Below are 13282 nucleotides of genomic sequence, written 5' to 3'. Positions count from 1 at the left end.
GCCCATGTTTTCGGCCCCTGTCAGGGTGGCTTGACGCGATTCTCCCCTTGGGCGTCTGCATGTGGCGTGATGCATCTCACGTCAGGAGCCTGTATGGGGCGAAATGACGGGCGTTGTCACGTCAAATTGACATCACGTGACAGCACTGGTGAGGGGACAATGGTGCAAAGCGGTTTCCCTTGACGAGCCGTCAGCTGATGCTGGCAGAAGGTAAGAGTCATGAAGCGCGTGCTGATTGTGGAAGACCATGCCGACATCCGGGCGCTGGTTCGCTTTTCACTCGAAATGGAAGACCTGGATGTGCACGAGGCCGAAAACGGCGATATCGGCATGGAGATGGTCGCCAGCCTCCAGCCTGACGTGATCCTGCTGGACGTGATGATGCCGGGCTTGCTCGATGGCTTTGCCGTCTGCAGGCGTATCAAGGCCGATCCCGAGTTGAGCCACATTCGGGTGGTGATGCTCACGGCCCTGGGGCAGCATGCCGATCGAGAGGACGGGATGGAGGCAGGTGCAGATGCCTATCTGACCAAGCCTTTCAGCCCAGCCCAGTTGGTCAACACGGTCAGGGATCAACTCGCTGCCTGACAAGTCGGGGCGAGGCGCGCCCTGGAAAGCAAAAAACCCTGGCAGGGCAACCTGACCAGGGCTTTTTTTAACGTGAGGCCGTTGGTGACCTGCCGTGTCAGAACGGGATGTCGTCGTCCATGTCATCGAAGCCGGTGGACGACTTCGGTGCGGGGGCCGGCGCAGGGCGTTGTGCCGCTGCGGGGCGCGCTGCGGGACGGCTGGGAGCCGAAGGCGCTTCCTGGCTGTAGTCGTCGCCGCCACCCTGGTTGCCGCCGCCATAGCCACCGCCGCCGCCACCTTCACGGCCGCCGAGCAATTGCATCTGTTCGGCCACGATTTCGGTGGTGTAGTTGTCCTTGCCGTCCTTGTCCTGCCACTTGCGTGTCTTCAGGCGGCCTTCCACGTACACGGGGCGACCCTTCTTGAGGTACTCGCCGGCGATTTCGGCCAGACGGTCATAGAACACCACACGGTGCCATTCGGTTTCCTCGACCTTGTCGCCGCTGTTCTTGTCCTTCCAGTTGCGCGTGGTGGCAACGGAAACGTTACAGACGGCTGCGCCATTGGGGGTGTAGCGCACTTCGGGGTCGCGACCCAGGTTGCCGATGAGGATGACTTTGTTGATGGAGGCCATGGCCTGATTCCTGAAAGCTGAAGGTTGGTTAATTAAGGTGCCGTTAGTTAGCAGCACGATTATCACCGCGTTCAGGATTCGGCCTAACCCTCAGGGGAGGGCGCCCGCACGGGGGCTCCACATGGCGGGAAATCCGCCTTATAGGCCTGGGTGGATCAGCCCAGTTTGAAGCGCGAGGCCTGTTCGGCCAGCTTCAGGCTCTGGTGGCGCAACTCTTTGGCGGCATGGGCCACCTGCACGACCAGATCGCTGGTCTTTTCGCTGTTTTCCGTGACCGTGTGCAGGGTGTTGGTCATGAGTTCGGCATTGCTGCGGCCATTGGCTGTCACATCGGCCAGCTTGCCCAGGATGCGCCCCATCTCGTTCACATTGGCTTCGGTCGAGAGCACGGCCTCTACCGTGCCGCGGGCGATTTCCTGCCCTTGTGCGATCTCGTTGGTGGAGTCGCCCACGACCTTGTTGATCTGGGCTGCGGCATCGGCCACGCGTTGGGCCAGGCTGCGGACTTCGCTGGCCACCACGGCAAAGCCCTTGCCTGCCGTGCCGGCCTTGGCGGCTTCCACGGATGCATTGAGCGCCAGCAGATTGGTCTGAAAGGCGATGCCATCGATCAGGCTGACGATCTTGCCGATTTCGCGGCTGCGACCCTGCAGGCTGTCGATGACGTCGGCCAGATGGGTCATGGCCCGGCGGCTGCGTCCCGCATCGGCGGTGACGTCCTTGGCGCGGTCCACCGCTTGTGCCACGCATTGCTGATTGGCTTCGAGGTAATCCAGGGTCGTGGCAATGCCTTGCTGGAGCCCGGACATGGCTTCGCTGGCTTCCTGGATGCGCAGGGCCAGGTCTTCGCTGGCTGTGGAGATGTCACCTGACGCATGCGACACGGATGCCACGCCACGGCGCACCACGGTGAACAGGTCGGCCAGTCGCGACAGGGATGCACGCAGGCTGCGCAAGGTGTCCGCTACTTCGTCATCGCCACGGGCAGATGCGCGGCTGGACAGGTCGCCACGCGCCATGCGTGCCACCTCGGACTGAATCAGTTGCATGCCACCGCGCATGACGCGAGAGAAGGCCGTCATGACGTAGATGGCCATGACCACGCCCAGCGCCACCATGCCGGAGAGCCACCACATGCGCTTGCCAACCTGGGTTTCGTTGATGCTCAGTGCCGTGTCGAGCTGTGCCAGGCAACCGTCTCGAAGCTGCCTGACTTCCTTTTGCAGCGCTTGCGTGGTCACGAGGGCCTGGGCCATGTCCAGCGGCGTACCGGCGTCCAGGGTGAACGTTCGCACGTCCTTGGCAAATTTCTCGCCGTTGGCAAACAGAGGCTCGGTACCCTTGAGGCATCGCGCGCCATCCTGGGCGTTGACACGTGTGGCGTGCTTGTGGATGTCGGCCAGTGTTTCCTTGAGGTCACTGGCGGCCAGCAAGGCGGGCTCCAACTGCGCAGGCTGCCGTTCGGTTTGCCTGATCAGGCCACTCAAGCTCGCATGCAAGCGGTAGATGGCTTCATCGAGATGCGGCAGCAGTTCGGTGGACAGCTCGCTGATGAGGTGCGTACGCTGGGACGAGCTGATCGTGAGCTGGGCGCCATCGCTGACGGCAATGCCCAGGCGCTGCGCCAGATCGATGAACTCGGAATGCATTTCCGCACGGGTGCGGCCGGAAGGAGGCGAAGCATTGAGGCGCACATAGGCCTCGCTGAGTGCCTTCCACTGGTCGATGGCGTCGAACTTGTTGCCAACCTGATCCTGGGATTCGGCCAAGTCCAGGTAGCTGCGTTCGATGTCTTTCTGCCATGCAGCATCGGTTGAGCTGTCCAATGGCATCGAGGCGTTTTCCAGGGCGGATCGACGGGGGATGACCGCCGTCACGAGCTTGTCGATCTTGTGGATGTAATCCCATCCCTGGCGCTGCAACTGTGCGCGCTGGTAGACCTGCCACTGATCGCTCAATTGCACGCTGACGACGAAGCTGGTGGGGACGGCGAAGGCGGCCGCCACGAGCAGGGCCTTGTACCGAAAGTCCACATCCCGCATGAGGCGTACCAGAGGCGCCAGGACGCCGTGGTAGCGGAAGTACTCCCGAAACGCGGACAGCAGCCCCCCCTGGCGCCAAGTCGCCATCCGCTGTCCCCATTGGACTGGGAGCTTGATGAGGGGGTGCGTCATCGATGCGTTCCTGATGCTGAGAGGCACGGTGGTGCCGGCACACGGCGTGTGGTGTGTCGTTATCGGGCGATTGACGCGATTGTTGAGTCATATCTCACTGCAGGAGATGGAATAAATGCGGCGAGATACCGGCTTTATTACACACATAGGGTGAACCCCCTTGCTTCAAGATTGCCTCTATCAAGTCGAAGACCGGCTGTAGCTCGTCGATTTCCCTTATCCAGCAGTTCATTCCGGCGTGACCCTTCATGGCATCTCCCCCATCCTCGGAGCCGCATCCGAACAACACCGCCGCGCCCGCGCACAAGACGGGTAGTTGGGCGCCTGCCGTCATGGCGGCGTGTCTGGTCATGCTGGCCGCCCAATCGGCCAGCTGGACGGACGTCAACCCGTTCGTCACGGGTGGCCTCGGCGCGCTCGCGACCTTGCTGATCATGCGTGTGATGACACGCTCGCTGGGCGACTCGACGCCGAGCGCCCCGGTCAACGGTGCGCCCCTGGTCGGAGAAGTGTTGCCCGTCTGGCGCCGGCAGCTGGACAGCGCCCGCAGCCACTCGGAAGAGAGCGTGGGCAACATCCTGGCCTCCTTTGGCTCGATTTCGGGTCGCCTGGATCAGGCCATTCAGATGACCCAGGGCAATCAGCTTTCGCTGAGTTGCCACAGTGCCGACGAGATGGTCCAACGCAACGAGGCTGCACTGGAGCAGATGCTGGCCCCCATGCGTCAGGCCATGGCATCGCGCGATCAGGTCTACGCCAAGCTGGACATGCTCAGCGAAGCCATGAGTGACCTGCGCCAGATTTCCCTGCAGATCAAGCAGCTCGCCAGGCGGACCAACATGGTCGCCCTCAATGCATCCGTGGAGGCCAGCCGTGCCGGTGAACGCGGGAGCGGCTTCATGGTCGTGGCGCAAGAGGTGCGCCAGCTGGCCACCCAGTCAGGCGATGCCGCCAACAAGATGATGTCCCGTACCAACGGCATCGACCTGGAGCTGCAGGAATTGCGCAACCGCGCTGCGGCTCAGGACAGCAGCGATGAAGCTCTGCGCGATCAGGCTGCGGCCAATGCGCGCCTGGTCATCAGCGGCTTGCTGAGCAGCCTGGGTGACATGACTCGTTCGTCGCGAGAGTTGCAAGAGGCGGGTGCCGCCGTGCACGACGAATTCGAACGCGTGTTGATGAACTTCCAGACACAGGACCGCCTCAGCCAGATGCTGTGCTGTGTCATGGACGACATCAACCGACTGACAGAGTGGTTGCAGCAAGGCGGCGACCTGAGCTCAGCTCAGGCCGGCGAATGGCTGGCACGACTGGACGCGAGCTACACGATGGAAGAGCAGCGTTCCGAACACCATGGCAACACTTCCATCCAGCGGGAAGCCGCCATCGAGTTTTTCTAAAGGGGACTCAGCATCATGAGCAAAACCATTCTCATCATCGACGATTCGGGCAGCTTCCGCCAGGTCGTGAAGATGGCGCTTCAAAAAGCCAGTTACGAAGTCATCGAGGCGATCGATGGCATGGATGCCTGCGCCAAGTTGGACGGACGCAAGCTCAACCTGATCGTCTGCGACGTCAACATGCCGCGCATGGATGGCCTGACCTTCGTCAAGCATCTCAAGACGACCAGCTACAAGTTCACCCCGGTGATCATGCTGACCACGGAGTCTCAGGAGGCCAAGAAGGCCGAAGGCCGCGCCGCAGGGGTGCGCGCCTGGGTGACCAAACCCTTCCAGCCTTCACAGCTGGTGGATGCGGTGGCCAAACTCTGTGCAGCCTGAACCTGATTGCGAGGTGCCAACATGAGCACGACAGCAGCCTGCCTGACAGGCGAATGGACGATACACGCCATTGCTCAGCAGCGAGAAGCCATGCTGGCACTGGTCAATGAGGGGCACATCGAGTTCGATGCGTCCGGTGTGACGGACATGGACACCGCCGGTCTGCAACTCCTGCTGTCGGCACAGCTCAGCGTGGCGCAACAGGGGCAGGAGCTCAAGCTGACGCACCTGAGCGATGCCGTCAAGAGCGTGTTGACGGTCTATGGCCTGGATGCAAGCCTGCACTCGGTCTATCCAGAGGAGGTGACCGCATGAGCCAGATCGATCCCAGCGACGAGGAGATCCTCGCCATCGCCAGAGCGGGCTTCCTCGATGAAGCCCGTGAGATGCTGCGCCAGTTCGAAGAGGCCCTGCTGGCGCTGGACGAAGTGCCAGACGACCTCGAAACGCTCAACAGTGCCTTCCGCGCGGCCCACACCATCAAAGGAACAGCGGGCCTGTTCGGGTGCGACCGCGTCGTGGCCTTCACGCACGATGTAGAGACACTGCTGGAGGCCGTGCGTTCGGGCCAGTATCAGCTCAACGATGAAGCCATGGCCTTGTTGTTGAGCAGCCGTGACCAGATGGAAGCCCTGCTTGGCGACGTGGAGTCGGCCAAAGGTGATCCTGATCTCAACGCCATGAGCAAGGAACTGAGCGCCGACTTGCGCGCCTTGCTGGGCGGTGCAGGTGAGAAGGCGGGCGCAGCCGAACATGCTTCGGATGTCGCGCCCGCGGAAGCTGTCGGCACTGACTGCATGTGGCGTGTCTGGGTACAGTTTGGTGGCGACGCGCTGCGCAATGGTCTGGATCCCTTGTCCTTCTTGCGCTACCTGTCCACGCAGGGCACGGTGCACAAAGTCAAGGTGCTGTCCAGCCAGGTGCCGGATCTGCAGGCGCTCGATGCTGAAGAGTGCCACATGGGCTTCGAGGTGGAGTTCGAAACCAGCGGGGACCGCGACTCCATTGCCAGCGTGTTCGAGTTCGCCATCGACGATTGTGAACTGCACATCGATCCCTTGTCTCCGGCCAAGGTAGAGGGCCCATCCGATCTCGCCGCATCACTGGTCGATGTGGTCGAATCGGTGGTCAAGGATGAGCAGGTCGAGGACGAACAGGTTGTCGACGCCGAGCCTGCAGAGCGCAGAACGGCTCAAGGTGATCGTCGCAAGGCGTCTCGTGACCGACGCAGCGACGAGACGCGATTCGTGCGCGTGCAGGCCGACAAGCTGGATCGCCTCATCGACCTGGTTGGCGAGCTGGTGATTGCCAGCTCGGGCGCGCAGCTTGTGGCCCAGCAGGAAGGCTCGAGTACCTTTGCCGAAGCGGCCTTGCGCATTCGTACCCTGGTTGAATCGGCCCGTGATGGCGCTCTGGCGCTGCGCATGGTGCCGATCGGTGAAACCTTTGCACGCTTTCATCGCGTGGTTCGCGACGTCAGCAAGCAACTGGGCAAACAGGTGGATCTGCAGATCACGGGCGCCGATACCGAGCTGGACAAGTCCATGGTCGAGGTGATCGCCGATCCCTTGATGCACCTCGTGCGCAATAGCCTGGATCACGGCCTGGAAACCACTGAAGAGCGCGTCGCAGCTGGCAAGCCCGAGCGTGGCGTGATCGCGCTGCACGCCTATCACGAAGGTGGTCAGGTGATGATCGAGGTCACCGACGATGGCCGAGGGCTCAACCGTGAGCGCATCCTGAAGAAGGCCATCGAGCGAGGGCTGGTGCGTTCAGACCAGGTCTTGAGCGATCACGAAGTCGATCAGTTGATCTGTGCCCCAGGCTTCTCCACGGCCGATCAGGTCACCGACATCTCGGGCCGCGGCGTGGGCATGGACGTGGTCAAGCGCAGCATCGAATCCTTGCGCGGCCAGATGCAGCTCGCCAGTGAGTGGGGGCGTGGCACCACGACGCAGATTCGTCTGCCTTTGACACTGGCCATCATCGATGGCTTTCTGACCAGCGTCGGGGGCACTTATTACGTGATGCCGATGGAGATCGTGTCCGAGTGCATCGAGGTGCCGCCGGAGTGCAGCCAGACCCAGGACGTGGGCGTGGGGTATTTCAACTTGCGCGGCGAGGTGCTGCCCTATTTCGACATCGCCTTGCTGCACAAGGTGAAGCCCGCATCCAATGGCCGTCGCAGCCTGGTTGTGGCGCGAGATGGCAACACCCAGATCGGCCTGATTGTGGACAAATTACACGGCGAATACCAGACCGTGATCAAACCGCTGAGCAGTCTTTTCCGTCATCTGCGTGCCATTGCCGGCTCGACCATTCTGGGGTCTGGCGATGTGGCGCTCGTGCTGGATGTGCCCGCACTGGTCAGCTATGCAGTGGAAGCCACCCGACCAGGGGGTGCTGGGCGCACGCCGTTCAGTTTGCATTCAAACGGCACCAACGAGCCAACTCAGCGCATCAGCTGAGCGCCCATCAACGCCATCAGATACGGATACACCATGCGTACCAATCTACCTGTGACTCAACAAGAGTACGTTCTTCGTGACGGGGCCACGATCGTCTCCCGTACGGACCTCAAGGGCAAGATCACCTACATCAATGATGACTTCCTGGAAGCCAGTGGTTTCACACAAGCCGAGCTGATCGGGCAGCCCCACAACCTGGTGCGTCATCCTGATATGCCGGAAGAGGCTTTCGCCGACCTGTGGAAGACCTTGCAGGCCGGCAAGCCATGGACGGGCCTGGTCAAGAATCGGCGCAAGAATGGCGATCACTACTGGGTGGTGGCCAATGCCACGCCCATTCGTGAAGGCAATTCAGTCACGGGCTACATGTCGGTTCGCACGCGGCCTACACGCGACCAGATCGAGGCCGCAGACGGCTTGTACAAGCTGTTCAAAGAGGGCAAGGCAAGTGGCTGGGCGATTGTGGAAGGCAATGGCGTTCGTGTGGGCGGCTTGGCCAGTCTGAACGTCGTGGGCAAACTCTGGGCCAATGCGGGCATCGGCTCCAAGGTGGCCATGTTGGGCGGTCTGTCTGCCTTGACGGTGGCCGGCTCGGTGTGCGCCGCCTTGCAACCGGGGGCACTCACCATCGCCACACCGGTGCTGACAGGCCTCTTGACCCTGTTGGGTGGCGTCAAGCTGAGCACCCGACTGTCAGGCATGCTGAGGGCTGCCGAGGCTCATCTGGAGCATTACGGCCAAGGTAACTTCGACGGCATCGTGGCCTCCAGTGGCGACGATCAGGCCTCCGCGATGATGATGTCCCTGCGACGTGTGCAGACCCGTCTGGGCTTTGAATTCGCCGATACCAAGAAGCGCGCGGATGCGACGGCCCGCATTCAACAAGCGCTGGACGTGGCAGCCACCAACATGATGGTGGCCGACGCAGACTACAACATCATCTATACCAACGCCTCGCTCAACCAGATGCTCAGAACGGCGGAGTCGGACATCCGCAAGGATCTGCCTCGTTTCGAAGCTTCGCGCGTGCTGGGTTCGAACATTGACGACTTCCACAAGAACCCGGCACATCAACGTGGCTTGCTGGACCGCCTCAATCAAACCCACACCGCGCGCCTTGAACTGGGTGGGCGCAGGTTCGATCTGATCCTCAACCCGATCAAGGGTGACGGCGGCAAGCGACTGGGCGTGGTTGTCGAGTGGAAGGACATGACCAGCGAGCTGGCTCAAAAAGAGCGCGAGCAACGGCTGGCTGCAGAAAACGCTCGCATCAAGCAGGCGCTCGATGCCTCCGTGACGCCCGTCCGCATTGCCGACAACGAGGGCACACTGGTCTACATCAACCCCGCGTTGATGAATGTGCTCAAGCGAGATGAAGCTGCATTCCGCAGGACCTTGCCTGGCTTTGAGTCGCACAACATCATTGGCAAGTCGGTCGGCGTCTTCTATGCCGACCCGGCTGCTGCCATCAATCGTCTGAAGGCCCTGGAACAGACGGCCACCACCACCATGGAGCTGGGTGGTCGCACATACGAGATCACCACCACGCCTGTGCGCAACGAAGATGGCGTGAAGATGGGTACCGTCGGCCAGTGGGAAGACAAGACGGATCAACTGCGTGCTGAAAGCGAAGTCGCAGAGCTGGTTCAGGCCGCCGTGGACGGGGATCTGTCCGGCCGCATCACGGTAGAGGGCAAGGATGGCTTCTACAGGACATTGGCCACGCAGTTCAATGGCCTGATCGACACCATCTCGAAGACCATCGAGGAGGTGCGCATGGCTGCCGAGCAACTGTCGTCTGCATCGGGTCAAGTGTCCGAGACATCTCAGTCCCTGTCGCAATCGGCGGCATCTCAGGCAGCCAGCGTCGAGCAGACCAGTGCATCGCTCCAGGAGATGGCTGCCTCCGTCAAGCAGAACGCTGACAGTGCCATGGTGACGGACGGCATGGCCACCAAGGCAGCGCAGGAAGCCATGGAGGGCGGCGAAGCAGTGACGCGCACGGTTGAAGCCATGCAGGAGATTGCCAAGAAGATCTCGATCGTCGACGACATCGCCTATCAGACCAATCTGCTGGCACTCAATGCGGCCATCGAAGCGGCCAGAGCTGGCGAGCATGGTCGAGGTTTCGCCGTGGTGGCCGCGGAGGTGCGCAAACTGGCAGAACGCAGCCAGGTCGCCGCACAAGAGATAGGCCAGCTCGCAGGTTCGAGCGTGAGCCTTGCCGTGAAGGCCGGTGATCTGCTCAAACAGATGGTGCCGTCCATCCACAAGACCAGTGAACTGGTTCAGGAAATTGCGGCCGCTTCTGGCGAGCAGTCGGATGGGGTTGCCCAGATCAATGGCGCCATGGATCACCTCAATGGTGCCACGCAGCAAAACGCTTCTGCAGCAGAGCAGCTGTCGGCGACTTCGGAAGAGCTGTCGGCCCAGGCTGCCGAGCTGCAAAGCCTCATGTCCTATTTCAAGCTCAAGGAAGAGCATGGCCAGCGGGCAGCGAATCGAAGCGAGCCCGTTCATCAAGGACGTCATGCGGGGGCGCGGGCCACGCTCTCTTCACCCGCGCGATCCAGCGCCGCACCTCATCGTCAGACGACGGCCATGGCTCAGCCAGGCTTTCACTCTGATGTTGACGAATCACATTTCGCCCACTTTTGATCCAGCGGCCTCAGCTGACCACAAAGCCAGGAGTCAACGACCATGAACTCGATTTTGTCCCGAATGATGTTATGGCAGAAATTCACGCTGCTGGCATGCCTGGGTGCGGTCTTGTGCGCCGTGCCGACAAGCTTCTATCTGAGGACGACGCAACTCACCATCGACAGCACGCGGCTGGAGATCGCCGGCACAGAGGTGATCAAGGTCATGGTGCCTCTGACGGATGCCATCAATCACGCCAAAGTGGTGCCTGAGTCGAGTCCCGATCACAACGTGACGTGGACGAGGATGGCATCGCAGATTGACACGATTGATGCCGCCTTGAAGGCTCACAAAGCGGATCTGGACCTGTCCGCCGACTTCAATGAGGTCAAGAAGAGCTACGCAGCGCTGCAGGACGAAATGAAGAAGGTCGGGCATACCTCTGATGCGGTCGAGAATGAACTGGCTGAGAGCGTCAGCGGCCTGATCTCGATCGCACTGGACCGGAGCGGCCTGACATTGGATCCGGACGGAGACAGCTACTACGTGATGAGCCTGACCACGGACATCATGCTGCAGGTGGCCGACTATTTCAGTCGCGTCCAGCAAGGCAATGACCTTCTGGCCTCTACAGCACGGGGAGAGGGGCGCCTTGTCAAGAAAGCCTATGCCGATCGTTACTTTGCGCTCGTGCACGCAGGAGAAATTCAGGAATTGGCCGACAAGGTGGTGCGCTTCAACCCCTCCTTGAAGGCTGATATCAATGTGTCCGGTCTGGTCGGCCAACTCAACACCACGCTGGAACTGGCAGAGAAAGTGCTGTCCAGCGACAAGCCGGAGATCGGCGATCAGAAAGAACTGTCAGCACGCATAGCGAAGGATGTGGCCGCTTTGCACGCTGCCCGTGACCCCGGCATTGAGGTTCTCCAGAGGCTGCTGACCGAGCGTGAGAACAGATTGACCCAGTCTCGTCTGGCATTGTGCGGCGTGCTGGCTGGTCTGATGGCGGTAGCCATCGTGCTGGGATATGCCGTCATTCGATCGGTGACCAACCCGATCCGTCGTGCGATCGATGCAGCCAATGCCGTCAAGGATGGCCATCTGGATGGCGCCATCGATATTCAGGGCAACGATGAAGCCGCTCAGTTGCTGACAGCCATCAAGGCGATGCAGGTCGGTTTGCGTGATCGCAATGAACGAGACGCCATCGTCCTGGCGGAGAACACCCGTATTCGTCAGGCACTGGATGTGGCCGCCACCAACATCATGGTGGCAGATGCTGACTACAAGGTCGTGTACGCCAACGAGGCGCTTCAGCGCATGATCAAGGTGGCCGAATCTGATTTCAGGGCTGATTTGCCCGGGTTGGATACAAACCGTGTGGTTGGTGGCAACATGGATCAGTTCAGCAAGGATCCATCGCAGCAACGCAATATGCTGGATCGCCTCAGCGGCACGCAGACCACGCGAGTGAACGTTGGTAGCCGCCGCTTCGATGTGACGGTCAATCCGATTTGTGGCCAGGACGGGAAACGACTCGGTACGGTGGTCGAATGGCGTGATCTGACTGATTTCCTGGCTGCACAGGAACGCGAGCGCAAGCAAGCAGCGGAGAACGCCCGCGTCAAGCAGGCGCTGGACTGCTGCTCTACCAATGTGATGATCGCGGATCCCGCTGGTGAAATCATCTACACCAATGATTCGGTGATTGCCATGCTCAGCCGCAATGAGGCTGAACTGCGCAAGAGCTTGCCTCAGTTCTCCGCAAGCCGTGTGCTGGGCAGCAACTTTGACAGCTTCCACAAGAACCCATCGCATCAGCGCAATATGCTGAGCATGCTCAAGACCGAGCACAAGACACAGATCAAGGTAGGGAACCTCTTCTTCGCCTTGACCGCCAATCCAATCAGTGACGACAAGGGTGACCGCCTCGGAACAGTGGTGGAATGGAAAGATCGCACGGCGGAGGTACTGGCCGAGCAGGAAGTGACCGAGCTGGTCGAAGGTGCTACCCAAGGTGACTTCTCACGCCGCATGGCGCTGGAAGGCAAGGAGCCTTTCTTCCGCCTGATGGGTGAGAAGTTCAATGACCTGATCGACACGGTCAGCAAGACCATTGTGGAAGTGCGTGTCTCAGCCGAGCAACTGACATCAGCGGCCAATCAGGTGTCGGAGACCTCGCAGTCGCTGTCGCAGTCGGCCGCATCGCAAGCCGCCAGCGTGGAGCAAACCAGCGCCTCGCTGCAGCAGATGGCTCAGTCCGTGAAACAGAATGCGGACAGCGCGATGGTGACCGACGGCATGGCCACGAAGGCTGCCAGGGAGGCGATCGAAGGTGGTGACGCCGTGACGCGCACGGTAGACGCCATGCAGGAGATCGCCAAGAAGATTTCCATCATCGACGACATCGCCTACCAGACCAACCTGCTGGCGCTCAACGCGGCGATCGAGGCTGCGCGAGCCGGAGAGCATGGTCGCGGATTCGCCGTTGTGGCGGCTGAGGTGCGCAAGCTGGCAGAACGCAGTCAGGTGGCAGCTCAGGAGATCGGCCAACTGGCCGGCTCCAGCGTCAACCTGGCAGAAAAGGCTGGCGAACTGCTCAAGCAGATGGTGCCGTCGATCAACAAGACCAGCGAACTGGTTCAGGAGATCGCCGCCGCATCGGGTGAGCAGTCTGATGGTGTCGCGCAGATCACCGGTGCCATGGACCATCTCAATGGCGCCACTCAGCAGAACGCCTCCGCAGCAGAGCAGTTGTCAGCCACATCCGAAGAGCTGTCCGCCCAGGCAACGCAGTTGCAAGGCTTGATGGGCTACTTCAAGCTCAAGGAAGAGCATGGCTCTGCCTACGCTCACCGTGAAGCGAGGCCATCCGCAGCATCGAGTGCTTCACGCACGTCGAACTTGGCCAGGCCTGCGTCGACACATGGTCGATCCGGTGTGTCCACACCCAATATGGCCAACCAGCATGCCAGTGTTGATGCGGTTGATGAATCCCACTTTGCCCATTTCTGA

9 protein-coding genes are annotated in these 13282 nt (G+C 60.9%); 7 read left to right on the top strand and 2 right to left on the bottom strand.

Annotation, left to right across the window (positions count from 1 at the left end; genetic code table 11):
* The first annotated feature begins 219 nt into the window (after window positions 1-219).
* On the top strand, window positions 220-588 hold the full coding sequence (locus VFW93_RS00580; RefSeq protein WP_329692047.1) for a response regulator transcription factor: 369 nt from the start codon (window positions 220-222) through the stop codon (window positions 586-588).
* A gap of 97 nt (window positions 589-685) precedes the next feature.
* Here the strand turns inward: VFW93_RS00580 and ssb are convergent, their stop codons facing one another.
* Together ssb and VFW93_RS00570 are read right to left on the bottom strand one after the other, a co-directional pair.
* Window positions 686-1204, bottom strand: a complete 519-nt coding sequence (ssb, locus tag VFW93_RS00575; protein WP_329692046.1) for a single-stranded DNA-binding protein — start codon at window positions 1202-1204, stop codon at window positions 686-688.
* 155 nt (window positions 1205-1359) lie between these two features.
* Window positions 1360-3333 (bottom strand): methyl-accepting chemotaxis protein, encoded by a 1974-nt coding sequence (locus VFW93_RS00570; RefSeq protein ID WP_329692045.1) that lies wholly within the window; start codon window positions 3331-3333, stop codon window positions 1360-1362.
* A 293-nt stretch (window positions 3334-3626) separates the two neighbouring features.
* On the opposite strand from VFW93_RS00570, the gene VFW93_RS00565 reads away from it, so the two are divergent.
* From VFW93_RS00565 to VFW93_RS18900, 6 genes are read left to right on the top strand one after another with little or no spacing between them, the layout of a single operon-like run.
* Complete coding sequence (locus VFW93_RS00565) at window positions 3627-4778, top strand: methyl-accepting chemotaxis protein (RefSeq protein WP_329692044.1); 1152 nt, start codon at window positions 3627-3629, stop codon at window positions 4776-4778.
* A gap of 15 nt (window positions 4779-4793) precedes the next feature.
* The gene (locus VFW93_RS00560; RefSeq protein ID WP_329692043.1) at window positions 4794-5159 is read left to right on the top strand and encodes a response regulator; all 366 of its coding nucleotides are present in this window, start codon (window positions 4794-4796) and stop codon (window positions 5157-5159) included.
* Between the two features lie 21 nt (window positions 5160-5180).
* Window positions 5181-5474: an STAS domain-containing protein gene (locus tag VFW93_RS00555; RefSeq protein WP_329692042.1), complete on the top strand. Its 294-nt coding sequence runs from the start codon at window positions 5181-5183 to the stop codon at window positions 5472-5474.
* Window positions 5471-7627 (top strand): chemotaxis protein CheA, encoded by a 2157-nt coding sequence (locus VFW93_RS00550; RefSeq protein WP_329692041.1) that lies wholly within the window; start codon window positions 5471-5473, stop codon window positions 7625-7627. Before VFW93_RS00555 ends, VFW93_RS00550 begins: the two co-directional genes overlap by 4 nt.
* A 33-nt stretch (window positions 7628-7660) precedes the next feature.
* The gene (locus tag VFW93_RS00545; RefSeq protein ID WP_329692040.1) at window positions 7661-10285 is read left to right on the top strand and encodes a methyl-accepting chemotaxis protein; all 2625 of its coding nucleotides are present in this window, start codon (window positions 7661-7663) and stop codon (window positions 10283-10285) included.
* Window positions 10286-10327: 42 nt separating this feature from the next.
* The gene (locus VFW93_RS18900) at window positions 10328-13282 is read left to right on the top strand and encodes a methyl-accepting chemotaxis protein (protein WP_414639544.1); all 2955 of its coding nucleotides are present in this window, start codon (window positions 10328-10330) and stop codon (window positions 13280-13282) included.

The organism is Aquabacterium sp., assembly GCF_036279675.1.
Lineage (GTDB): Bacteria > Pseudomonadota > Gammaproteobacteria > Burkholderiales > Burkholderiaceae_C > Aquabacterium.
This window is presented reverse-complemented; position numbering and strand designations above follow the sequence as displayed.

Coding starts and splice junctions, on each gene's coding strand:
- VFW93_RS00580 (WP_329692047.1), top strand. CDS start 220: ATGAAGCGCGTGCTGATTGTGGAAGACCATGCCGACATCCGGGCGCTG.
- ssb (WP_329692046.1), bottom strand. CDS start 1,204: ATGGCCTCCATCAACAAAGTCATCCTCATCGGCAACCTGGGTCGCGAC.
- VFW93_RS00570 (WP_329692045.1), bottom strand. CDS start 3,333: ATGGCGACTTGGCGCCAGGGGGGGCTGCTGTCCGCGTTTCGGGAGTAC.
- VFW93_RS00565 (WP_329692044.1), top strand. CDS start 3,627: ATGGCATCTCCCCCATCCTCGGAGCCGCATCCGAACAACACCGCCGCG.
- VFW93_RS00560 (WP_329692043.1), top strand. CDS start 4,794: ATGAGCAAAACCATTCTCATCATCGACGATTCGGGCAGCTTCCGCCAG.
- VFW93_RS00555 (WP_329692042.1), top strand. CDS start 5,181: ATGAGCACGACAGCAGCCTGCCTGACAGGCGAATGGACGATACACGCC.
- VFW93_RS00550 (WP_329692041.1), top strand. CDS start 5,471: ATGAGCCAGATCGATCCCAGCGACGAGGAGATCCTCGCCATCGCCAGA.
- VFW93_RS00545 (WP_329692040.1), top strand. CDS start 7,661: ATGCGTACCAATCTACCTGTGACTCAACAAGAGTACGTTCTTCGTGAC.
- VFW93_RS18900 (WP_414639544.1), top strand. CDS start 10,328: ATGAACTCGATTTTGTCCCGAATGATGTTATGGCAGAAATTCACGCTG.